Annotated in this window: 26 protein-coding genes; all 26 read left to right on the top strand. The window is 34.3% G+C overall.

The annotated features are described in order from the left end of the window. Positions 1–17: 17 nt before the first annotated feature. The 26 genes from trpD (at position 18) to cysT (ending at position 23,359) form a co-directional block, all read left to right on the top strand. The gene (gene trpD / locus CPJCM30710_RS12440) at positions 18–1,034 is read left to right on the top strand and encodes an anthranilate phosphoribosyltransferase (RefSeq protein WP_212904495.1); all 1,017 of its coding nucleotides are present in this window, start codon (positions 18–20) and stop codon (positions 1,032–1,034) included. Beyond that, positions 1,034–1,822, top strand: coding sequence for an indole-3-glycerol phosphate synthase TrpC (gene trpC / locus CPJCM30710_RS12435; protein WP_212904494.1), 789 nt, complete (start codon positions 1,034–1,036; stop codon positions 1,820–1,822). Before trpD ends, trpC begins: the two co-directional genes overlap by 1 nt. Beyond that, positions 1,809–2,417 carry a phosphoribosylanthranilate isomerase gene (locus CPJCM30710_RS12430; RefSeq protein ID WP_212904493.1) on the top strand — a complete coding sequence of 203 codons (609 nt, stop codon included), beginning with the start codon at positions 1,809–1,811 and terminating at the stop codon, positions 2,415–2,417. Before trpC ends, CPJCM30710_RS12430 begins: the two co-directional genes overlap by 14 nt. Continuing rightward, complete coding sequence (gene trpB / locus CPJCM30710_RS12425; protein WP_212904492.1) at positions 2,407–3,597, top strand: tryptophan synthase subunit beta; 1,191 nt, start codon at positions 2,407–2,409, stop codon at positions 3,595–3,597. Before CPJCM30710_RS12430 ends, trpB begins: the two co-directional genes overlap by 11 nt. Positions 3,598–3,632: 35 nt before the next feature. Further along, entirely contained in the window at positions 3,633–4,427 is a 795-nt protein-coding gene (gene trpA, locus CPJCM30710_RS12420; RefSeq protein ID WP_212904491.1) for a tryptophan synthase subunit alpha, read from the top strand. Positions 4,428–4,849: 422 nt separating this feature from the next. Further along, positions 4,850–6,148, top strand: coding sequence for a homocysteine synthase (locus tag CPJCM30710_RS12415; protein ID WP_212904490.1), 1,299 nt, complete (start codon positions 4,850–4,852; stop codon positions 6,146–6,148). 32 nt (positions 6,149–6,180) lie between these two features. Then, complete coding sequence (locus CPJCM30710_RS12410; protein WP_212904489.1) at positions 6,181–7,302, top strand: sugar ABC transporter substrate-binding protein; 1,122 nt, start codon at positions 6,181–6,183, stop codon at positions 7,300–7,302. 72 nt (positions 7,303–7,374) lie between these two features. Next, positions 7,375–8,889, top strand: coding sequence for a sugar ABC transporter ATP-binding protein (locus CPJCM30710_RS12405; protein ID WP_407644992.1), 1,515 nt, complete (start codon positions 7,375–7,377; stop codon positions 8,887–8,889). A 2-nt stretch (positions 8,890–8,891) separates the two neighbouring features. Continuing rightward, positions 8,892–9,893 carry an ABC transporter permease gene (locus tag CPJCM30710_RS12400; RefSeq protein WP_212904488.1) on the top strand — a complete coding sequence of 334 codons (1,002 nt, stop codon included), beginning with the start codon at positions 8,892–8,894 and terminating at the stop codon, positions 9,891–9,893. Positions 9,894–9,940: 47 nt separating this feature from the next. Then, complete coding sequence (gene mtnK, locus CPJCM30710_RS12395) at positions 9,941–11,164, top strand: S-methyl-5-thioribose kinase (RefSeq protein WP_212904487.1); 1,224 nt, start codon at positions 9,941–9,943, stop codon at positions 11,162–11,164. A gap of 15 nt (positions 11,165–11,179) precedes the next feature. After that, positions 11,180–12,250, top strand: coding sequence for an S-methyl-5-thioribose-1-phosphate isomerase (gene mtnA / locus CPJCM30710_RS12390; RefSeq protein WP_212904486.1), 1,071 nt, complete (start codon positions 11,180–11,182; stop codon positions 12,248–12,250). Positions 12,251–12,483: 233 nt separating this feature from the next. Further along, positions 12,484–13,278 carry a class II aldolase/adducin family protein gene (locus tag CPJCM30710_RS12385; protein WP_212904485.1) on the top strand — a complete coding sequence of 265 codons (795 nt, stop codon included), beginning with the start codon at positions 12,484–12,486 and terminating at the stop codon, positions 13,276–13,278. Between the two features lie 12 nt (positions 13,279–13,290). Next, positions 13,291–14,853 (top strand): aldehyde dehydrogenase family protein, encoded by a 1,563-nt coding sequence (locus CPJCM30710_RS12380; protein WP_246503534.1) that lies wholly within the window; start codon positions 13,291–13,293, stop codon positions 14,851–14,853. Positions 14,854–14,868: 15 nt separating this feature from the next. Further along, the gene (locus tag CPJCM30710_RS12375) at positions 14,869–15,198 is read left to right on the top strand and encodes a BMC domain-containing protein (protein WP_212904484.1); all 330 of its coding nucleotides are present in this window, start codon (positions 14,869–14,871) and stop codon (positions 15,196–15,198) included. Between the two features lie 21 nt (positions 15,199–15,219). Beyond that, positions 15,220–15,549 carry a BMC domain-containing protein gene (locus CPJCM30710_RS12370; RefSeq protein WP_212904483.1) on the top strand — a complete coding sequence of 110 codons (330 nt, stop codon included), beginning with the start codon at positions 15,220–15,222 and terminating at the stop codon, positions 15,547–15,549. Next, positions 15,536–15,883 carry a BMC domain-containing protein gene (locus CPJCM30710_RS12365; protein WP_212904482.1) on the top strand — a complete coding sequence of 116 codons (348 nt, stop codon included), beginning with the start codon at positions 15,536–15,538 and terminating at the stop codon, positions 15,881–15,883. The genes CPJCM30710_RS12370 and CPJCM30710_RS12365 overlap by 14 nt, the downstream gene beginning before the upstream one ends. Position 15,884: 1 nt before the next feature. After that, positions 15,885–16,160: a BMC domain-containing protein gene (locus CPJCM30710_RS12360; protein WP_212904481.1), complete on the top strand. Its 276-nt coding sequence runs from the start codon at positions 15,885–15,887 to the stop codon at positions 16,158–16,160. A 26-nt stretch (positions 16,161–16,186) separates the two neighbouring features. Next, positions 16,187–16,462, top strand: coding sequence for a BMC domain-containing protein (locus tag CPJCM30710_RS12355; protein WP_212904480.1), 276 nt, complete (start codon positions 16,187–16,189; stop codon positions 16,460–16,462). Positions 16,463–16,476: 14 nt separating this feature from the next. Continuing rightward, positions 16,477–17,139 (top strand): phosphate propanoyltransferase, encoded by a 663-nt coding sequence (gene pduL / locus CPJCM30710_RS12350; RefSeq protein WP_212904479.1) that lies wholly within the window; start codon positions 16,477–16,479, stop codon positions 17,137–17,139. A 16-nt stretch (positions 17,140–17,155) separates the two neighbouring features. Next, positions 17,156–17,410, top strand: coding sequence for a EutN/CcmL family microcompartment protein (locus tag CPJCM30710_RS12345; RefSeq protein ID WP_212904478.1), 255 nt, complete (start codon positions 17,156–17,158; stop codon positions 17,408–17,410). Between the two features lie 57 nt (positions 17,411–17,467). Then, a complete protein-coding gene (locus CPJCM30710_RS12340) occupies positions 17,468–18,799 on the top strand; it encodes a CoA-disulfide reductase (RefSeq protein ID WP_212904477.1) in 1,332 nt (443 codons plus the stop codon). Between the two features lie 14 nt (positions 18,800–18,813). Then, positions 18,814–19,647 (top strand): CoA transferase subunit A, encoded by an 834-nt coding sequence (locus CPJCM30710_RS12335; protein WP_212904476.1) that lies wholly within the window; start codon positions 18,814–18,816, stop codon positions 19,645–19,647. Beyond that, a complete protein-coding gene (locus CPJCM30710_RS12330) occupies positions 19,648–20,385 on the top strand; it encodes a CoA-transferase subunit beta (protein ID WP_212904475.1) in 738 nt (245 codons plus the stop codon). A gap of 643 nt (positions 20,386–21,028) precedes the next feature. After that, on the top strand, positions 21,029–21,184 hold the full coding sequence (locus CPJCM30710_RS12325; RefSeq protein WP_212904474.1) for a hypothetical protein: 156 nt from the start codon (positions 21,029–21,031) through the stop codon (positions 21,182–21,184). Further along, positions 21,174–22,274 (top strand): sulfate ABC transporter substrate-binding protein, encoded by a 1,101-nt coding sequence (locus CPJCM30710_RS12320; RefSeq protein ID WP_212904473.1) that lies wholly within the window; start codon positions 21,174–21,176, stop codon positions 22,272–22,274. Before CPJCM30710_RS12325 ends, CPJCM30710_RS12320 begins: the two co-directional genes overlap by 11 nt. Before the next feature lie 233 nt (positions 22,275–22,507). Beyond that, positions 22,508–23,359 (top strand): sulfate ABC transporter permease subunit CysT, encoded by an 852-nt coding sequence (gene cysT, locus CPJCM30710_RS12315; protein WP_212904472.1) that lies wholly within the window; start codon positions 22,508–22,510, stop codon positions 23,357–23,359. Positions 23,360–23,368 lie beyond the last annotated feature (9 nt).

Raw genomic sequence — 23,368 nt, 5'->3', positions numbered from 1 at the left:
AAAAGGGGGTTATTTATATGATTAATAATTATGTTGAAAGACTCATAGTAAAAGAGAATCTTTCAGAAGAAGAGATGACTCTTATTATGGATAATATTATGGAAGGGAAGCTTACTAACAGTCAAATAGCAAGTTTTCTTACAGCACTTAGAATAAAAGGGGAAAATGTTGATGAGATCACTGCAGCTGCTAGGGTTATGAGAAGTAAGGTTATACCTTTAGGGAAAATAGATGAATTTACCATTGATACCTGTGGAACAGGGGGAGATAAAAAAGGAACTTTCAATGTGTCAACAGCAGTATCAATGATTGCAGCCGCAGCAGGGATAACTGTTGTAAAGCACGGAAATAGATCAGTATCCAGTAATTGTGGAAGTGCGGATGTTCTAGAAACATTAGGAGTAAATATTTCTATGGCTCCAGAGGATGTATATCAGTGTATAAAGGAAGTAAATATAGGATTCTTATTTGCACCAACCTTCCATCCAGCTATGAAATATGCAGCAGTTCCAAGAAGGGAAATGGGAATTAGAACTATATTTAATATTCTTGGACCACTAACCAATCCAGCATCAGCAAATGGTCAGGTTCTTGGAGTATTTTCACCAGCTCTTACGGAAAGTTTGGCAAAGGTTCTTAAGAATCTTGGTACAGAAAGAGCAATGGTAGTTCATGGATTAGATGGTATGGATGAGATAACTTTGAGCGGAGATACACAGGTAAGTGAACTTAGAGATGGTGAGATAGAGACTTATATTATAAATCCTTCAGACTTTGGATTAAAAACTTCTGATATGAGTGAGGTTATAGGAGGCGATTCAAAGAAAAATGCTCAAATAATCATTGATATATTTAATGGAGAAAATGGATCTAAGAGAGATATAGTGCTTTTAAATGCAGCAGCAGCTTTAGTAGTTGGTAAAAAAGCAAAGGATATGAATGAGGGAATTGAAATGGCTAAGGAGATAATAGACTCAGGAAAAGCCATGAAAAAGCTTAATGAATGGAAAAGTTTTTGTGAGAGGGTGAAATAATGATTTTAGATACTATTTTTGAAGAGAGAAGGAAACAGCTTGAAAGAGAAAAGGAAAGTTGCTCTTTATCAACAATTATGAGTAAGCTTAAAGATGTTGACAGGGAGGGGAACTTGTTCCTAAAGACTCTTAAGAATACAAAAGAGTTATTTATAATAGGAGAAATAAAGAAGGCGTCACCTTCTAAAGGGGATATAGCACCTAATATAGATGTTGAAAAAATAGCAAGGCAATATCACGAAGCACAAGTGCAGGCAATATCTGTTTTAACAGAAGAAAGATACTTTAAAGGTTCTTCACAAAACATTGTTAAGGCAAGACTTCAAACAGATAAGCCTATATTAAGAAAGGATTTTATTTTCGATCCTTATCAAATATATGAAGCTAAGACTATTGGAGCAGATTGTGTTCTTTTGATAGTAGCAATGCTTAACCCAAAAGAGCTTAAGGATCTTATTTCTGTAGCACAATCTATACAAATAGACACTTTAGTTGAAGTACATGATGAAGAAGAAGCAAAGATAGCTCAAGAAGTTGGAGCAAAAATAATAGGTATAAATAATAGAAATCTTAAGGATTTTACTGTTGATATAAGAAACACTGAAAAGGTAATGAAGGTTATAGAAAAAGATAATTATATCATAAGTGAAAGTGGTATACACACAAGAGAGCATATCAGATATATTGAATCCATTGGAGCAAATGGTGCTTTAATAGGAGAAAGCCTTATGATTGCAGAAAATATTCCAACCAAAGTTAAGGAGCTTAGAGGTTATGACAGAGGTTAAGATATGCGGGATAAGAAGAAAAGAGGATATAGAGGCAGTAAATGAAGTTATGCCTCACTATATAGGTTTTGTATTTGCCAAAAGTAAGAGAAGAGTATCTATAGAAGAAGCAGAAAACCTATGTAGAGATCTAAAGCCAGGAATAAAAAAAGTAGGTGTCTTTGTTAATGAAGACTATGAATTCATAAAGCAGGCAAAGGAAGCATGTAAGTTAGATGTAATTCAGCTTCACGGTAGTGAAAACCCTGATGATTATTTAGATTTAGGGTGTGAGTTGTGGAAAAGTATTTCAATAAAAAGCAAGGAAGATTTATTGAAAGAAAGTAGTTACAATAATGCAGGTATTCTTCTAGATACCTATAGCCCTAATATGGCTGGCGGTAGTGGAGAAAGCTTCTGCTGGGACTACCTAAAGGATTACGAATTTAAAAATAAGTGGATATTGGCTGGAGGAATTAACATCCCTAATGTTGATAAGGCACTAAGCTATAAACCACATGTAATTGATGTGAGCAGTGGTGTTGAAACAGATGGTAAAAAAGATAGAAACAAGATAATAGAATTTGTTAGGAAGGTGAAAGGTTATGATAATTAATAGCAAAGCAAAGTTTGGACAATTTGGTGGTCAATATGTACCAGAAACAGTTATGAATGCACTTATAGAGTTAGAAGAACATTTTACAGAGGCAATGAAGGATGAAGAGTTTCATAAAGAGTATAAATACTATTTAAAAGAGTTTGATGGTAGAAGTACTCCACTTTATTATGCAAAGAATCTAACAGAAAAACTTGGAGGAGCAAAGATTTATTTAAAAAGAGAAGATTTAAATCATACAGGTGCTCACAAGATAAATAACGCTTTAGGTCAGGCTCTTCTTGCAAAGAGAATGGGAAAGAAAAAAATTATTGCAGAAACTGGAGCTGGACAGCATGGTGTTGCAACAGCAACAGTAGCAGCTATGTTTGGTATGGAATGTGAAGTATTTATGGGAGAGGAAGATGTTAAGAGACAAAAACTTAATGTTTTCCGTATGGAGCTTCTTGGTGCTAAAGTTATTAGTGTAAAATCAGGAACAGCAACTCTTAAGGATGCTACAAATGAAGCTATAAGATACTGGGTACAAAATATTGAAGATACTTACTATATAATTGGTTCAGTAGTAGGACCGCATCCATATCCTGTAATGGTTAGAGAATTCCAAAAAGTTATAGGAGAGGAAACTAAGGAACAAATTCTTGATCATGAAGGAAGACTTCCTGACTACATTATAGCTTGTGTTGGGGGAGGAAGTAATGCAATGGGAATGTTCTACCCATTCGTAGAAGATAAAGAAGTGAAGCTTATAGGTGTTGAAGCTGCTGGAAAGGGTATAGACACTAAACTTCATGCTGCAACTTTTGCTAAAGGAACAATAGGAATTATACATGGAATGAAAACATACCTTCTTCAGGATGAGGATGGTCAAGTAATGGAGCCTTACTCAATATCAGCAGGGCTAGACTACCCAGGAATTGGACCAGAACATGCATATTTTCATGAGACAGAAAGAGTTAAATATGAAAGTGTAACAGATGATGAGGCATTAGATGCTTTTAAAGTGTTATCACAATGTGAAGGTATAATACCTGCGTTAGAAAGTTCTCATGCTGTTGCATATGCAATGAAATTTGCAAATAATCTTCCAAAGGATAATATAGTAGTAATTAATCTTTCAGGAAGAGGAGATAAGGACGTTCATCAAGTAGCTGAATTCATGGGGATGAAAAATATTTAGTAGAAGTAAAGATACTTAAAGAGGGGGCTAAGATTATGGAAAATAGAATGGAAAAAACATTTAGTGGTTTAAGAGAAGAAAATAAAAAAGGACTTATAGGATATATTACAGCTGGAGATCCTAACCTTGACTTTTTAAAAAGCTTGCTTAAAGCAATGGAAGATGGTGGAGCAGACGTAATTGAGATAGGAGTTCCTTTTTCAGATCCTTTAGCAGATGGTCCTGTAATTCAAAAGGCAGCTCAAAGAGCACTTAAGAACGGATTCTCTGTTGATAAACTTTTTGATACATTAAAGGATATAAGAAAGGAAGTAAGTACACCTTTAGTATTTCTTGTTTACTACAACACCATATTCGCATATGGAGAAGAAAAGTTCATAGAGAAGTGTGCTGCTTGTGGAATAGATGGGCTTATTATTCCTGATTTACCTTTAGAGGAGCAGGAAGTGCTAAAGGCAGATCTTAAGAAAGTGAATATGTCACTTATACCTCTTGTAGCTCCTACTTCTGAGGAGAGAATAAAAAATATAGTAGATGATGCTAGTGGCTTTGTATATTGTGTAACTTCTTTAGGTGTTACAGGCGTAAGAAGTGAATTCTCTATTGATTTAAGAAAGTATATCGAAAAGATAAGAAAAAATACTACTCTACCTCTTTGTTTAGGATTTGGGATAGGAGATGTAGAAAAGGCAAAAGAGTTTTCAGTTTTTGCGGATGGAATAATTATAGGATCAGTTTTAGTTAAGAAGGTTGAGGAAATCGGAAAAGGTGAAGCAACCATTGTTGATTTAAGAAATCTAGTTAAGAGTTTCAAGGACGCTATACTATAAAATAAAGATTAGAGGGTTATCTCCAAAAAGTATGGATTTACTTGGGGATACTCTTCTTTTTTATTTGCTGCCATCTCACTAGTAAAATATAGATAAAACCAGGTTCTTATCATTTTTATTTGTTGTCATTTCACAAAGTGAAATCTCGATCAAATTAAGTAGACTCTATGCATATTCAATTTGATTTATATAAATAAAATTAGTATACTTTGGTAGTAAAAGTCTATTGAATTGGAAATACTAGCTGATGATATAGATAAATAAATTCATAAAATCTACTTTTTGTTGACATCCTGGGAAAGACATGGTAATCTATTAACAATTAATCCTACTAATTGTATAAGATTAATAGGTATACGTGAGCAAATATTTTTATGTGTAAATTTTAATAAAACACAACAGGTTGAAAGGAGATAAATAAAATGAGTAAAAAAGAGTTGAGATTTGACACACTTCAAGTTCATGCAGGTCAGGAGGTAGATCCATCTACAGGATCAAGAGCAGTTCCGATTTATCAAACAACATCCTATGTTTTTAATAGTCCAGAACACGCAGCTGATTTATTTGCATTAAAAGAATCAGGAAATATATACACTAGAATTATGAACCCTACTAATGATGTTTTTGAAAAGAGAATAGCAGCTCTTGAGGGCGGTGTAGGAGCATTAAGTGTAGCATCTGGTTCAGCAGCTATTACTTATTCAATTTTGAATATAGCAGGAGCTGGAGATGAAATAGTAGCTGCAAGTACGCTATATGGAGGAACTTATAATTTATTTGCAATAACTCTTCCTAAACTTGGGATACAAACTACTTTTGTTAATCCTGATGATTTGGAAAACTTTAGAAAAGCAATTACGCCTAAAACAAAAGCGATATACATTGAATCAATAGGAAATCCAGGAGTTAATCTTATTGATATAGAAGCTTTAGCTAATATAGCACATGAAAATAAACTTCCTTTAATTGTAGATAATACATTTGGAACTCCTTATCTATTTAGACCAATAGATTTCGGAGCAGATATAGTTGTACACTCTGCAACAAAATTTATAGGCGGACATGGAACTTCTATCGGAGGAGTTATTGTAGATGCAGGTAAATTTGATTGGGCAGCTAGTGGTAGGTTTAAAGATTTTACAACACCTGATCCAAGTTATCACGGCATTAGATATGCACAAGATTTAGGACCTCTTGCATATATCTTAAAGGCAAGGGTGCAGTTACTTAGAGATACTGGAGCAGCTATAAGTCCATTTAATTCATTCTTGTTACTTCAAGGGTTGGAAACATTATCTCTTAGAATTCAAAAACATGTTTCAAATACAAGACAAATTGTTGAGTTTTTAAAATCACATCCATTAGTTTCTTGGGTAAATTACCCTGAATTAGAGGATAGCAAGTATTATGAATTATCCAAGAAGTATTTCCCAAATGGACCAGGTTCTATTTTTACTTTTGGAATAAAGGGTGGAGTAAAAGAAGGAAGAGAATTTATTAGAAACCTAGAACTTTTCTCATTACTTGCAAATGTAGGGGATGCAAAATCATTAGTAATCCATCCTGCAAGTACTACTCATGCACAATTAAATGAAGATGAACAGTTAAAAGCAGGAGTAACTCCTGATATGATTAGACTTTCTATAGGAATAGAGGATGCAAGAGATCTTATAGAAGATTTAGATCAAGCACTTCATAACGCAATTAAAAATAATTCATAATGTAATAAAGACGAAGGTATAAGGGGGAGAATATGGGGAAAAGACTTTTAACTCTTACACTAGCTATTTCAATGTCATTATTAGTTGGACTTACAGGTTGTTCAAAAGATTCTAGTTCTACTGCAAGTACGAGTGGAAAAAAAGTAGAGTATTCTAAGAATATTCCAGAAAAGATTTCTAAGAAGTCAGATAAAGTAAAAGTTATGGTTATCCGTAAGATAGGCGGAGATGATCATACTGCTCAGTACTTAGCAGGTGCTAAGAATGAAGGTGAATCTTTAGGCTTCAAGGTTGATACCTTTACCGCTAATGGGGATACAGCTAAATTCCATGATGCAATAAATCAAGCTATAGAAAAGAACTATGACGGGGTTATTATTTCACATGGTGATGATGCTGCAACTGTAGATGATGTTAAAAAGTTGACAGATAAGGGTATTCCAGTAGTAACGTTTGACTCTAATAGTGACATCTCAAAAATAAAGGGAGTTACAATCACGTCACAAAATGATGAATCCTTAGCTAAGCTATCACTAGAAGAATTAAAAAAGGTAACTTTAGGGCAGGCAAAAATGGCTTACCTTTGGGTTGATGGTTTTCCACCAATGGTGAGCAGAAATAAGGTTTACCAACAATTGTTAAAGGATAACCCTGGAATAAAGGAGATAGATCGTTTTGGAGTGGCTACTGCAGATACTTCAGTACAAACACAAAACGCTGTTTCTGCAATGCTTACTAAATATCCAAAAGGTCAGTTAGACACAATTTTTGCTACGTGGGATGCTTTCGCTATTGGTGCAGCCCGTGCTATTAAAGAAGCTGGTAGAACAGATGTTAAGCTTGTTAGTATAGATGTTTCAAATGCAGATCTTCAAGCGATTCAGGAAGAAGGAAGTCCATGGATTGGAACTGCTGCATGCGATCCTAAGCTTATAGGCGCTGTAGATTTAAGAATTTTAGCTAAAAAGATTGCTGGAGAAGAAACTCCAGAAACATATAAATTTGAAGCTACTTTGATTACACAAGAGCAGCTTAAATCTTCAGGAAAACCAGTTAATATGGATAACCTTTCAGAGATAGTACAAGGATGGGGTAAGTCAGATGCATTCCAAGAGCCTTGGATGACTGAATTGAAAGGAATATTTAAGAAATAAGTATTGATTTTTATACAGAGAGCACATTTAATATGTGCTCTCTGTAAATTATCCTAGAGTAAGGTGAGATAAATGGACTTAATAGAAAAAGTAGTATTAGATATGAATGACATTTCTATAGAATTTCCTGGAGTAAAGGCACTAAAAAACGTTAATTTCTCAACACAATCAGGAATATCACATGCTCTGATTGGAGCTAATGGTGCCGGTAAATCTACATTAATGAAGGTTTTAACAGGCGCTTATAATAATTACACAGGAGAAATTTATTTTAATGGAGATAGGGCGCAAATACGATCTCCAAAGGAAGCAAAACAGTATGGTGTACAAGTTGTGTGTCAAGAGGTTGATACTGCTCTCATTCATTATCTTACTGTGGCTGAGAATATAATGCTTAATGATATAGTTGATTTAGGAAAAAAGACTCATTTTGTTAATTGGGGTTCTATTTATAAAAGATCTCAAGAAATACTAGATAGTATGAATGTAAAGGTTTCTTCTAAAAAGCTGGTAAGTGAACTTACTTTAGCAGAAAAACAAATGGTGTTAATAGCTAGGGCTATATTTAAGGATTGTAAATTCTTAATATTAGATGAACCTACTGCGCCATTAAGCAATGTTGAAACAGAAGAGCTTTTTAGAATAGTAAGAGAATTAAAGAAAAAAAATGTTGGCGTAATTTTCATTTCTCATAGATTATCAGAGCTTTTTGAGGTATGTGATGACATAACAGTAATGAGAGATGGAGAATTTATTGTAAAAAAGAGTATGAAGGATACAAATCAGAATGAGATAGTAGAGTACATGTTAGGCAGAAAGATGGACGAGCAATTTCCATTAAAGGAAAACAAAGTTGGTGAAAGACTATTTGAAGCAAGAAATTTAAGTGACGGACAGATGGTGTCTGATATTACATTTCATGTTAATGCTGGTGAGATAGTAGGTATATCAGGTTTGGTAGGTGCAGGTAAAACAGAATTATGTAAAGCAGTATTTGGAGTAACATCTAATGTAACTGGAGAAAGAGTGTTAGAAAACAAGGTGCTTTCTATTAAAACTCCATATGATGCAGTAAGACACGCTATAGCTCTTGTACCTGAAGAAAGAAGAAAAGAAGGGATTTTAGTAAATGAATCCGTTAGTATAAATTTAACAGTCACAAATCTTAAGAAATTCTGTAATGTTGGTACATTTCTGAATTTTGGTAGTGAGAAAAAAATATCAAAAGAAATGATTAATAGTTTAGGAATTAAAGCACCTAGTCATGAGACTAAGGTCAAGAATCTTTCGGGAGGAAATCAGCAGAAGGTAGCTATTGGTAAGTGGTTAGTAACTGATTCTAAGGTTTATATTTTTGATGAGCCTACCAAAGGGGTAGACGTTGGGGCTAAAAAAGATATATTTGAACTCATTTGTAATCTAGCGAAAGCAGGGAAGGCAATAATATACGCCTCCTGTGAAATTTCTGAGATACTCGGTATAACCGATAGGGTTTATGTTATGTACGATGGAAAGATAGTTAAAGAACTTGAAACAGATAAGACCAATGAAGAAGAAATACTATATTATTCTACAGGAGGAAAGTAATCATGTTAAATCATGAGCAAATAAGAACTAAAAGAAATAACAGCTTCAGTATATTTGATTTCTTATATAAATATGGCACAATCCTAACCATTTTTATTCTTATAGTATTTTTTGCTGTTACTTCAGACAGGTTTTTAACTCAAGCTAATTTAATAAATATTTTACGTTCAATATCAATTGTAACTATTATAGCTATTGGAATAACGATTTCTCTATCGATAGGAGGATTTGACCTTTCAGTAGGGTCAGTAGCTTCCATATCTGTGGCTATTGTAATTTCGATGTTTGTATGGTATGGCCATAGTACCTTTTTGGCTATAGCAGCAGCTATATTAGCAGCTTTAATAGCTGGTGGGATTAACTCATTTATGATTGTCAAAGTAAAAATTCCAGATATGCTTATGACACTTGCAACGATGTTTGTATTCCAAGGAATTGCTTTAACTTATACAAAAGGTGCAGTTATATCTCAGAATATGGTTATGCCTAATGGAGAAACAGCATCAGGTAAGATAAGTCCGGCATTTGAACAACTTGGTAAGGTGCCATGGATAATAATAATAATGTTAGTAGTTGTTTTTATAGTACATGTATTTCTTACATATACAAAGCATGGAAGATACATGTATGTAATCGGAGGTAATATGGAAGCTGCTAGATTATCAGGTATTCCTGTTAATAGATATAGAGTACTAGCATATTTACTTTCAGCAGTATTTGCTGCAATAGGTGGAATCATACTTGGTTCACGTGTAATGACTTCAGAAATAAATGCTGGAGCACCATATTTAATGGATGCTGTAGCTGCTACTTATATAGGATTCTCAGTAGCTGGCTCTGGGAAGGCCAATGCAGTTGGTACACTAGTAGGTGCTATTCTAATAGGTGTACTACAAAATGGTTTAGTTATGCTTTCAGTTCCGTATTATGCTATGGATATAGTTAAGGGTATGGTTTTAGCTTTTGCACTTGCATTAACTTATTATAGATCTACAAGTTTATAGTTAAATAAAGGGTTTAAGAAAAAAAGTTGGTAATTAGGGGGGGTATTATGTCAAAGCTAGATTTTACTAAAGAATATTTTACAATGAAAGAAAGTGACGTCGTAGAATATGCTAAGGATGTCTTAGATTTCTTTGATAAAGATTCAGTTTTAACTTGCAAAGAAATTGGGGATGGAAATCTTAACTATGTATTTAGAGTGGTTGATGAGAAAAATGAAAAGTCCATAATAATAAAACAAGCTGGTCCAGTAGCTAGAATTTCAGATGAATTTAAGGTTTCGCCAGATCGTAACAGAATAGAAAGTGAAATTTTAAAGATTCAACATTCTCTTGCACCAGGCTTAGTACCTAAGGTTTATCATCATGATGCTATTATGAATTGCTGTGTTATGGAAGATCTATCTGATCACATAATACTACGTACAGCACTTTTGCAGCATAAGAAGTTTCCTTTATTAATAGATCATATAACTACTTACATGGTTAACACACTTCTCCTTACTTCAGATGTTGTTATGGAACATAAGGAAAAGAAGGAGCTTGTTAAGAATTTTATAAATCCTGAGCTTTCTGAGATATCTGAGGATTTAGTTTATACTGAACCATTCTTTGACTGTTCAAGAAATGATGTATTTGAACCAACAGAGAAGTTAGCTGAGGAACTATTTTGGAATGATGAGAAGTTCTTGTTAGAGACTGCAAAATTAAAGTTTGATTTTATGACAAATGCTCAATGTCTTATACATGGAGATCTCCATAGTGGTTCAATATTCGTAAAAGAAAACTCAACAAAGGTTATAGATCCTGAATTTGCCTTCTATGGCCCCGCTGGCTATGATGTTGGTAATGTTATAGCCCACTTTGTGTTTGCATTGGTGAATGCTGAAGCCACAATGAATGATGGACAAGAAAAAGAAGATTACTTAGCATGGTTGAAGGAATCGATTTTAAATTTAATTGATATATTCAAATATAAATTCAATAAACTGTGGAATGAAAAAGTAAGCGAGAGAGTAGCGAAATATGAAGGTTTTAAAGAGTATTATCTAGATAGAATATTAAGTGATACTGCAGCAGTAACAGGGTTAGAGCTTTGTAGAAGGGTTATAGGTTTAGCTCATGTTAAAGACATAACAACTATCCAGGATGCTGTAGAAAGAGCTGCTGCTGAAAGATTCTGCTTAGTATTTGGAAAAGAACTTATTATGAATAGAGATAAAATAACGGATGGTAAGAATTACTTAGATTTAATAGAATCCTTGAAGAGATAAGAGAGGAAGAGCAATATGTTAGAGAATAGGCAATTCGATAATAGTGATATTCAGTCTGTAATGTTGGATGATGAGAACAGCACACTAATAATATTAGACCAAACATTACTTCCTAATGAAAAGATATTTTTAAGGTTAACTAATCAAAATCAAATATGGGAAGCTATATATTCTTTAAGAGTAAGAGGAGCACCTGCTATTGGAATTGCAGCAGCTTATGGTGCTTACCTTGGAATAAAAGAATCTAAGGCAGAAAGTTATGAACAATTATACGAGGATTTGAAAAAGGTCAAAGAATATTTGGCTTCTTCAAGACCTACAGCAGTAAATCTTTTTTGGGCTCTTGATCGTATGGAAACCAGATTTAAAGCAGAAGAAGGAAAAACTGTAGATGAAATTAAGAATGCATTAAAAGATGAAGCTGATACTATAAGAATTGAAGATGAGATGGTTTGTAAGAGTATAGGAGAGAATGCACTATCACTTCTAGAGAGTGGTATGGGGATATTAACTCACTGTAATGCAGGTGCAATAGCCACAGCTAAATATGGAACTGCATTAGCACCAATTTATCTTGGTAAGGAACGCGGCTATGAATTTAAGGTATATGCAGATGAAACAAGACCTTTACTTCAAGGAGCGAGGCTAACTGCTTGGGAGCTTAATGAAGCAGGGATAGATGTTACGTTGATATGTGACAACATGGCATCTATTGTTATGAAGGAAGGGAGAATTCAAGCAGTTTTAGTTGGTTGTGACAGAGTAGCAGCTAATGGAGATACTGCTAATAAAATTGGAACTTCAGGTGTTGCAATCTTAGCTAAGCATTATAGAATACCATTCTATGTTTGTGCACCTTTATCTACAATTGATTTAAAATGTAGTACTGGTGAAGATATACACATAGAATTAAGGTCAAATGAAGAGGTAACTTCTAAGTGGTATGAAAAACCAATGGCACCAGAAGGTGTTGAAGTGTACAACCCTTGTTTTGATGTTACTGATAATATACTAATCACCGCAATTGTAACAGAGAAAGGGATAGCTTATCCACCATATACTAAGAGTCTTGCTGAACTTTTTTAGTAGTTTTTTGTTATAATGGTATATAAAGGTCCAAGTACAACGGAATTACTTAGACCGTTAATATTATAGAAGATAATTAATTTTATATAAAATTAATAAAACCGAGCAGGCATCGAGTGTACTAAAGATAAACAACTTCAATCCTAAAAAAATTCAGTTAAGAAGTTGTCTATCTATAGCTTGAGCCAGATTTCACTTCGTGAAATGACAGGAAATAAGAGAGGAGATAACAAATGGCGGAAGGTAAATATTACTCTGATTTTGAAGCAAAGAAGATAATATGTGAAATAGGAAAAAGGATGTATAACAGAGGATATGTAGCTGCCAACGATGGGAATATTTCTGTAAAGTGTGGACCTAACATCATATGGTGCACTCCCACAGGGGTAAGCAAGGGATTTATGACTCCAGATATGCTTGTGAAAATGGATTTAAAAGGTAATGTAATTTATGGAAAGAATAAACCATCTTCCGAAGTTAAGATGCATCTTAGAGTATACGATGAAAACCCAAAAGTAAATTCAGTTGTTCATGCTCATCCACCAGTTGCAACTTCTTTTGCAATAGCAGGAATTCAATTAGATAAAGCAGTTCTGCCTGAAGCAGTAGTACTGCTTGGAACAGTACCGGTAGCACATTATGCTACTCCGGGGACTGAAGAAGTACCAGATTCAGTAGCACCTTATTGTAGAGATTATAACGCTGTGCTTTTGGCAAATCATGGAGCTTTAACATGGGGAAGTGATGCTATAGAGGCTTATCATAGAATGGAATCTTTAGAGCACTATGCCCAAATACTCATGTATACAGGTAAAATTATAAATCAATCTAACGAGTTAAGTTGTAATCAAGTTAGTGAACTAATAAAGATAAGAGAAAAACTAGGTATAGAAAGTGGGGGTATTCCACCCTGTAGAATTGATGAAGAAAAGGACGTAAAAGAAGAAAGTAATAGTATTAAAGATGAGGCTATAAAAGCTATAGTAGCAAAAGTAACAGAGCAGGTAATAAAGAAATTAAATTTATAGGAGGTGGATTTTTTGAGCGTAAATATAACTGAAATAGACTTGCAGCGTATTGTAGAAGAGGTAGTAAAAAATATTTCTAAAGTTCAGGAGTTAAGTGTAGCTCAAGAGAAAGTTAATGATAATAAAATAGAGTCTTTAAAGGAAATAAAGATACCTTCTAGTAGTGATTTAATAAGAGAGGATTCTGTTCTTTATAGTAAGCTTCCTGTTAGAAATGGTATTTTTGAAGATATAGATGAAGCTATAGAGGCGGCAGATAAAGCTCAAAAGGATTTGTCTAGGAATTTCAAATTACAAGACAGAGAACGTATAATAGATGCTATTAGAAAGGTTGTCCTTAAAAATAAAGAAAAGTTAGCTGAAATAGTTTTTGAGGAAACAAGACTAGGAAGGTATAATCATAAGATTGCAAAACTTGAGTTGGTTGCTGCAAAGACACCAGGAACTGAAGATTTAAAGACAGAAGCTTTCTCAGGGGACGACGGATTAACTATAGTTGAGCAAGGACCATTTGGTGTAATAGGTGCTGTTACTCCAGTTACAAATCCAACTGAATCCATAATAAATAATTCTATAGGGATGATAGCAGCTGGAAATACTGTAGTGTTTAATGTACACCCTTCATCAAAGAATTCTTGTGTATACATAGTAGAACTTCTAAATGATGCAATAATTCAAGCAGGAGGCCCTCCAAATTTAATTAATATGGTAAGAATTCCGACAATGGAAACACTTAATACTTTAATAAGCCATCCTAAGGTGAGGATGCTAGTTGGAACTGGGGGATCGGGATTAGTAAAGACAATACTTAAGTCTGGAAAAAAGGCAATAGGAGCAGGTGCTGGTAACCCTCCAGTTATAGTTGATGAGACAGCAGATTTAGAGCATGCGGCAAAAGAAATAATAAAGGGTGCTTCTTTTGATAACAACATATTATGTATAGCAGAAAAAGAAGTCTTTGTTGTAGATGAAGTTGCAGAAGAATTAATATTCCATATGCTTAATAACGGTGCATACATGCTATCAAATAGGGAATTGGAGTTAATAATGCAGTTTGCACTTGAAGGAGATACCAATAGCACTGCAAGAGGTTGTGGTTGTTCTCTAAGTAATAAGATAGATTATCATATTTCAAAAGAATGGGTAGGAAAGGATGCAAGACTTTTCCTAGAGAAGGTTGGTATAGAAGTTGACAAACAAATAGAACTGTTAATCTTTGAAACTGACTTCAATCATCCTTTTGTACAACTAGAACAAATGATGCCTATTTTACCTATAGTAAGAGTGAGAGATATAGATGACGCAATAGATATGGCAGTGGAAGTTGAACATGGAAACAGACATACAGCCATTATACATTCAAAAAATATAGATAATGTTACTAAGTTTGCAAGAGCTATAGAAACAACGATTTTTGTAAATAACGCTTCATCTTTAGCAGGTGTTGGTGCAGAAGGTGAGGGTTATACTACGATGTCTATTGCAGGACCAACAGGAGAAGGGTTAATTTCTGCAAAGAACTTTACTAGAAAACGCAGATGCGTATTTGCTGAAGGCGGACTTAGAATAATATAATTATAGGTGGAAATTATGAAAAAAAAGGCTTTAGGTTTATTAGAAGTTCAAGGGTATAGTGTGGCTTTAGCGGTTATGGATAAAGCTTGTAAGTCAGCAGATATTGAAATAAAAGCTATAGATTGCAATAATCCCAAAGCAGGAGATAATGCTCATATCCCAGTGGTTGTTCAGGTAAAGTTTGTAGGAAGCGTCAGTGATGTAAAAGTTGCTTTAGAGGTAGCTAGAGAAGCTGCATTAAAGTATATTCCAAATGAAGAGATAGTCACTAGATGTATAGCTTCTTGTCATGAGGAACTTGAAATACTTCTTAATGTTGGCAAGGTAAAAAATAAGCAAATTTAATGAGACTTTGAGGTGACAGACATGGGCAAATCTATTGGAATTATAGAAACCTTAGGATACACTGCTGCACTGAGAGCCGCAGATATGATGGTAAAGATGGCTTATATAAATGTGATTAGTATGGAACGTATAGGTTCAGGGTTAGTGTCTACAATATTTGAGGGAGACATCGAATCTGTAAAGATAGCACTAGAAGTAGGTGCAGAAGCAGCACAAAGTACAGGTGAGTTAATTGCGGTACATTCAATTGCAAAGCCTTTATTTGAGTTAAATAAAGATTTCAAATTAAAGGATTCAGATAAACAAGCCACAGGTGAACAAAATGGAGATGGTGTAAATGAAGGAATATGAGGCTATAGGAATAGTCGAAGCTAAACATTTTACTACCGCTTTACAATTAATTGATGCTATGTGTAAGGCTTCAGATGTAAAGCTCTTAGCCAGTGAAAAGACTCTTGGTGGTAGATTAGTAACTACTATAATAGGTGGTTCCATTAGCAATGTAAATGCAGCAATAGATGCTGCAAAACTTGTGTGTGAAGGTAGAGAGGAGCTTCTTAAGATGGCATTAACTATCTCACGACCACACGAAGAAATAATGAAGTTTATAGTAAGTAAAGAAACCACAAAAAAGAAAAGAAGTAATAAAGATCTAAAAAAGGATAGTATAAAGGAGGAAGAATAACATGAGTTCATTGGGAATAATTGAAACTAGAGGATTGACAGCTGCAATAGAGGCGGCAGACGCTATGCTTAAGGCTGCTGATGTACAAGTAGTAGGAACTGAAAAGATAGGATCTGGCCTTGTTACTGTAATAGTTAAGGGGGAAGTTGGAGCTGTAAAGGCTGCTGTAGAAGTTGGTATTGATGCAGTACAAAGAGTTGGGGAGTTAGTAGCTTCACATGTTATACCAAGACCTCATTCTGACATCGAAAAGATTTTGCCTATTCTAAATAAATAATTAATTTAAGCAGGGAGGATATAAAAATGAATGGATCATTAGGAATAATTGAAACTAGAGGATTAACAGCAGCGATAGAAGCTACAGACGCTATGCTTAAAGCAGCTAATGTAGAAGTAGTAGGAACTGAAAAAATCGGATCTGGTCTTGTTACTGTAATAGTTAAAGGAGATGTAGGAGCTGTAAAGGCAGCTATAGAAGTTGGTATTGACGCAGCTCAACGTGTTGGAGAACTTGTGGCTTCTCATGTAATTGCAAGACCTCATAGTGATATAGAGAAAATTCTACCGATATTAAAATAATACGGTGATAATTAATGGATAATTTACAAACAAAAGAGACAATCAATTATATAACAGAATTAGTACTTAAAGAAGTAACTTCACTAGGGTTTAAACTTCAAAAGGAAAGAAATAAGGTTCCGGTGAGCATATCTGCAAGACATTTACATCTTAATAGAGAACATCTAGACCTCTTATTTGGGATTGGTTATGAACTGACCAAGGTTAAGGATATTTCTCAGCCAGGGCAGTTTGCAGCTGAAGAAAAGGTAACACTTGTTGGTTCTAGAGGTAGAATTGATAATGTAAGAGTATTGGGACCCTTAAGAGAAGAAACTCAAGTAGAGATAAGTGCTACCGATGCAAGAGTTCTAGGAATCGAACCAATAGTAAGAAATAGTGGCAATCATGAAGGTACTCCAGGTTTAGTGATAGTAGGTCCTAAGGGAATACTAAATCTTAAAAGAGGTTGCATAGTAGTCGAACGTCATATACATATGACACCTGAGGATGCAGTAAATTTTGGGGTAAGTGATGGTCAGAAAGTTTGTGTAAAAGTAGATAGTATCCGTGGAGGGATATTAGATAACGTATTTGTAAGAGTTCAAAAAGATTTTGCCTTGGATATGCATATAGATGTGGATGATTCAAATGCTTTCCTTATTAAAAATGGGGACATGCTAGAAATACTTAAATAATATGGAGGGTTAAGCAATGATTATCGGAAGAGTCGTTAGTAATGTAGTATCCTCTCGTAAATATGATAGTCTTCAGGGACTAAAACTGTTGGTAGTGGAACCTTATTATGGAGAAAAGAAAGATTATTTTATAGCTGCAGACGTAATAGGTGCAGGCGTAGGAGAATTAGTGCTTATAACCCAGGGAGAAGCAACCAAATATGCACTTGATAGAAAGGCACCAGTAGATTCTATTGTAGTAGGGATAATTGATAATGAACCCACAATTTAGGAATGGAGTCTTCTGCTAGATTGGTAAAACACTATAGTTATGGAAGAGGGGGTACGTATGAAGGTTATTATCATAGGTGGAGTAGCTGCGGGTATGTCTGCTGCTTCAAAGATAAAAAGAATTGATAGTAGTGCAGAAGTTGTAGTTTATGAAAAAGGTTCCTTTTTATCCTATGGAGCTTGCGGACTTCCTTATTATATAGCTGGCATCAATGATGACTACACTAAAATGATAGCAAGAACCAAGGAAGAATTTGAAAAGGTAGGAATGAAGATTAATACTAGGCATGAGGTTGTAAAGGTAGTACCTGAAAAAAAGCAAATCCTAGTTAGGGACTTAGAAGCTAATAGGTTATTTATAGATTCTTACGATAAGCTTATGATTACTACTGGTACTGTGCCAGTAGTACCTCCTTTAAAGGGGAAAAATCTTAATGGGGTCTATGTGCTGAAAACCCTAGATGATGGAATAGCGCTTAGAAAAGCATTAGAAAATCCAGAGATAAGGAATATAGCAATCGTTGGTGGTGGCTACATAGGTATAGAGGTAGCAGAGGCATTGCATAATGCTGGTAAGAATGTAAGAGTTATTGAGTTAGCTCCAAGGATACTACAGCCTTTTGATAGCGAAATAACTGAAATGGTTGCTACAAATATGATACAGCAAGGAATTCATCTTAATTTAATTGAAAAAGTTGAAGAGATTGTTGGCTTAGATAGAGTTACTGGTATAAGAACTAATAAAGGAATATATGAAGCGGATCTAGTTATTCTTGCAATTGGGGTAAGACCAGCTACAGACTTTTTAAAAGGGGCGGGCATAGCTTTAGCAAGAAACGGAGCCATTATAATTGATAGAGAGATGAAAACTAATATAGCTGACATATATTCAGCCGGTGACTGTGCTGAGGTATATAACAAGATTAAAGAAGAGAACTCCTTTATACCCTTAGGAACCAACTCTAACAAGTGTGGCAGGCTAGCAGGTGAAAATATATTAGGTAAACATATAAAGTATGTGGGGGCTTTAGGAAGTGCAGCAATTAAGGTTTTAGATTATGAATTAGCTAGAACAGGATTATCTGAGAATGAGGCAGAAGCGCTAGCTATTGAATATAAAACTGTGTTTGTAAAAGCACAGGATCATCCTGCTTATTATCCAAACCCAACTCCTATTTGGATTAAACTTATTTATGAAGCAAGAACTAACAGGATTCTTGGTGCACAGGCTATCGGCAAAAAAGGTGCAGTACTAAGAATAGATATGTTTGCTATAGCAATTCATAATAATATGACTACAATGGATTTAGGTATGACAGATTTATGTTACGCACCTCCTTTTGCAGGTGTATGGGATGCAGTGCACATAGCATGTAATGCAGCAAAATAATGGTGGTGAGAAATATGAAGGATAAAGTATTGAGATTAGAAGATGCTGTAAAACTGGTATCAGATGGAGATGTTATAGCTTTCGGAGGAAATGTGTTACATAGAGCACCTATGGCTTTTACCCGTGAGTTGGTGAGACAAGGTAAAAAGAGACTTAAGGTTGTAAAGACTGCAGGTGCTCATGAGGTTGACCTTTTATGTGCTGCAGGGTGTGTAGAAAGTGTTGATGCAGGTTTTATAAGTTATGAAACTGAATACGGATTGGCAAATCATTATAGAAAAGCAGTTCAATCTGGGAATGTCAAAAGTAATGAGCATGCTTGTTATACAGTAATAAGTGCCTTAAGGGCGGCAGCATATGGAGTACAATTTATGCCAGTTAAAGGCTTAATGTATGGAGACCTGCTTGCTTACAACGATTATTTTAAGATGGTTGAGGATCCTTTTAGTAAAGAACCTGTTGCTTTAGTAAAGGCAATAACTCCTGATATTGGAGTAATACATGTACAGGAATGTGATGCTAAAGGTAATTGTAGGATTTATGGTCCTAAATTTGATGATGTACTCATAAGTCGTGCCTCTCAAAAACTTATAATCACTACGGAACAGATTGCTCCTGAAAGTAAAATGAAGATGAATGCTGAGATGGTTGATATACCACATTTTTTAGTTGAAGCTATAGTTCATGTACCTAATGGAGCAGCTCCTTGTTCTTGTGCTAAAAAGTATGATATTGATAAAAATGCTTTATCAAAGTTTATATCCATAAAAAGTCCTGATGAAATAGATTCGTATGTGAAAACATACGAAGTAAAGGATAGAAGGTTTGTGAGCAGGAGGCTAAGATAAATGAGGGTGGCTAATAAAAATACTTTAAGAGTCAGTGATATTATGACTTGCGCTATGGCAAGATTGCTTAAGGATGAGGAAAAGGTATTCCACGGTGTATCTTCACATTTGCCAATGGTTGCAATGATGCTTGCTAGAAGTATGCATGCACCAAATCTTGTTCACCTTAATATTTCTGGAGGTGTAAATCCTCAAACAGTAAAGGATGCGTATTATTCTTCAGCAGGAGCAGATTTATGGAATGGTGCAGAAGCAGTTTTTTCCTTAGAAGAAGTATTTGATTTATCCATGAGAGGGAAGCTAGATGTTGCGTTTCTAAGTGGAGTACAATTTGATATCAATGGGAATGTAAATGCCTCTGTTATAGGAGATTATAATAAGCCTAAAGTAAGATTACCAGGTGGAGCAGGAAGTGCAGTTCTTATACCTACAGCAAAGAAGGCGATTATATGGAGAACCAAGCATGATAAAAGAACTTTTGTTGAGAAGGTTGATTTTGTAACCACAAGAGGAAACCTGTGGAAGATTGTAACTCCTTTATGTATATTCAAGTTCGAAGAGGGCAAGCTCTTGTTAGAAAGTATACATCCAACATCATCCTTAAATGAAGTCATTGAGAATACTGGATTTGAAGTAAACTATAATGAAATAAAATATACACCAGAACCTTCTGAAGAGGAACTTAGGATGTTGAAAAGAATAGATCCTTATGATTTCAGGTCAAAGGAATTTTTATAGAGCAGATTAATTCCATAACTAGAACAACAAGAAAAAGTTAATATTTGAAGAATGAAGTAAGGGGCTATCCCAAAAAGTATGAATGAATGTACTTAGGGGATAAAGCCTCTTTTTTTATTATTTGCAGACATTTCACAAAGTGAAATGTGGCTGAAGTTGAGTAGTTTCGATGCTTAGTCAGTATAATATTTGTGGATTATAACCTATTTATCAAATGATTCTCAATATAAATTGGTATAAGAGGATATTAATACAAAGTTTAATTATTTAATACAAAAAAGTTATTGACTAGGTAAATATAAAGCGTTATAATACCAGTAAACATATAAGAATAGTTGGAAAAGGAAATGGTGTTGTGGCAATGTAGAAAAAAGTATATTTTGCAATATAATTCTCACTATGTATTTTGAGAGACAGAATTTTTTTATAAGATTACAAACCAAAAACATAAAAGATTAGGCTGAGAAAAGTGATAAAACAACTGAACTTAAAACAGATATTTATATTATTAAGAATTTAAATTTTAAATTAAGTTGTTTCTACACTTAACTGTTTAATTGAATTATTTGAAAATTACTGTATTCAGAATTCGTAAAATTGCATAGAATAATATTATTCCGATATAAATACTAGGAAAGGGTATTTGAGAGATTTAGGAGGAAACCAAATTGCCAATGAAAGAGATGGTTTAGGTTTAAATAAAGATAAACAACTTCAGTCATTAATCAATTTAGTTATGAAGTTGTATATCTATAAGTACAAAGTTTTATATTTAGGGGGAGATATTTATGTTTATTAAATCAAATGTCAATAAGTTAAGGGGTAGAAAGACTAAATACAGTCTAGTTGCTACAGTATTATTAATCATTCAGATTGCTTTAGTAGGATGCGGTACAAGTGCTTCAAAGCAGCAAGAAGCAGCAACTACTAAGGAACAAGCTGGAGATACAAAGCCTATTACACTGTTAAATGTCTCATACGATCCAACTAGAGAATTATATGAGTCTTATAATAGTTCCTTTTCAAATTATTGGAAAAACAAAACTGGGAAAGACGTTACTATAAAACAATCTCATGGTGGTTCAGGAAAACAAGCTAGAGCAGTTATAGATGGACTAGATGCTGACGTAGTTACACTAGCTCTTGCTTATGATATTGACTCTCTTAATGAAAAGAAGCAATTGATTGATCCTAATTGGATAAAGAAGTTGCCAGATAACTCCACTCCTTATACATCTACTATAGTTTTCTTAGTTCGCAAAGGAAACCCTAAAAATATTAAGGATTGGGATGACCTTATTAAACCTGGAGTTGCAGTAATTACACCAAACCCAAAAACTTCAGGAGGAGCACGTTGGAATTATCTTGCTGCTTGGGGATATGCATTAAAGAAAAATGGTTCAGATCAAAATAAGGCAAAAGAGTTTGTACAGCAATTATTTAAAAATGTTCCAGTGTTGGATTCAGGAGCAAGAGGTGCTACTACAACATTTGCTGAACGTGGTATAGGTGATGTACTTATTGCATGGGAAAATGAAGCTTTTCTAGCTAACAGAGAATTTGGCGAAGGGAAATTTGATATAGTTGTACCTTCAATCAGTATACTTGCAGAGCCACCAGTGTCTGTTGTTGATTCTAATGTTGATAAGAAGGGTACACGCAAAGTTGCAGAAGCATACCTTCAGTACTTATATTCAGATGAGGGGCAGGAAATTGCTGCGAAAAACTTCTATCGTCCTAGAAATGAAGCTGTTGCAAAAAAATATGAAAATCAGTTTCCTAAAATAAATCTATTCACAATTGATGATGTATTTGGTGGATGGACTAAAGCACAAAAAGAACATTTTAGTGATGGTGGTATTTTTGATCAAATTTATGTAAAGAAGTAGTTTATACCTAATACAATTTGTAGATATAAAAAGCGAAAACAAATTATAAAGATTTCTATACTATTTCTAAGAGGAACAAGTTCGATAAATTTTTACTAATTAATGTTGAACTTGTTCCTTTATTAAAGATAAACAACTTCAATCCTTAATCAATTAGTTATGAAGTTGTGTGTCTATAAAAAGATGATAATCATCTTTATTTAATAGATTACTGGAAGTAAGGAGGCGCTCAAATGAATTTATCTGTTAAGTCTTTAAGAATTAAACAACACAGTATAATACCTGGCTTTGGAATAACAACAGGCTTTACTGTTCTGTATGTAAGCTTAATGGTGTTAATTCCATTAGCTATGGTGTTTATAAATTCATCTTCTATAGGGCTGTATAAATTTTGGGAAATTGTTACTGAACAGAGAGTTATAGCTTCATATAAAGTAACTTTTGGAGCTTCATTTATTGCAGCGGTTATTAATACAATTTTTGGTTTACTACTTGCATGGGTCTTAACTAGATATTCTTTTCCAGGTCGTAAAATAATTGATGGGCTTGTAGATTTACCTTTCGCTCTACCAACTGCAGTAGCTGGAATAACATTAACCTCTTTGTATACGGAGAATGGGTGGATTGGCAAATATTTTGCTTCATTTGGAATTAAGGTTTCCTACACTTATTATGGAATAGTTATTGCACTTACTTTTATTGGATTACCTTTTGTTGTAAGGACTGTTCAACCAGTTTTGCAGAATATTGATCTAGAATTTGAGGAGGCGGCAGCTAGTTTAGGAGCTAATAAAATTCAGACCTTTTTTAAAGTAATATTTCCTGAAGTTTTTCCAGCTTTATTAACTGGTTTTGCATTAGCTTTTGCTAGAGCTTTAGGGGAATATGGATCTGTTGTTTTCATATCCGGAAACATGCCGTTGAAAACAGAGATTACGCCACTTATGATTTTGACAAAACTAGAACAATATGATTATAACGGAGCTACAGCTATTGCTGCTGTTATGCTTATTATTTCTTTTATTATGCTTTTGATTATAAATTTATTTCAGTGGTGGAATAACACACGTCATACTGGAAGATAGGAGGGTGAA

The sequence above is a fragment of the Clostridium polyendosporum genome (assembly GCF_018332455.1).
GTDB classification, from domain to species: Bacteria; Bacillota; Clostridia; order Clostridiales; family Clostridiaceae; genus Clostridium_AY; species Clostridium_AY polyendosporum.
This window is presented reverse-complemented; position numbering and strand designations above follow the sequence as displayed.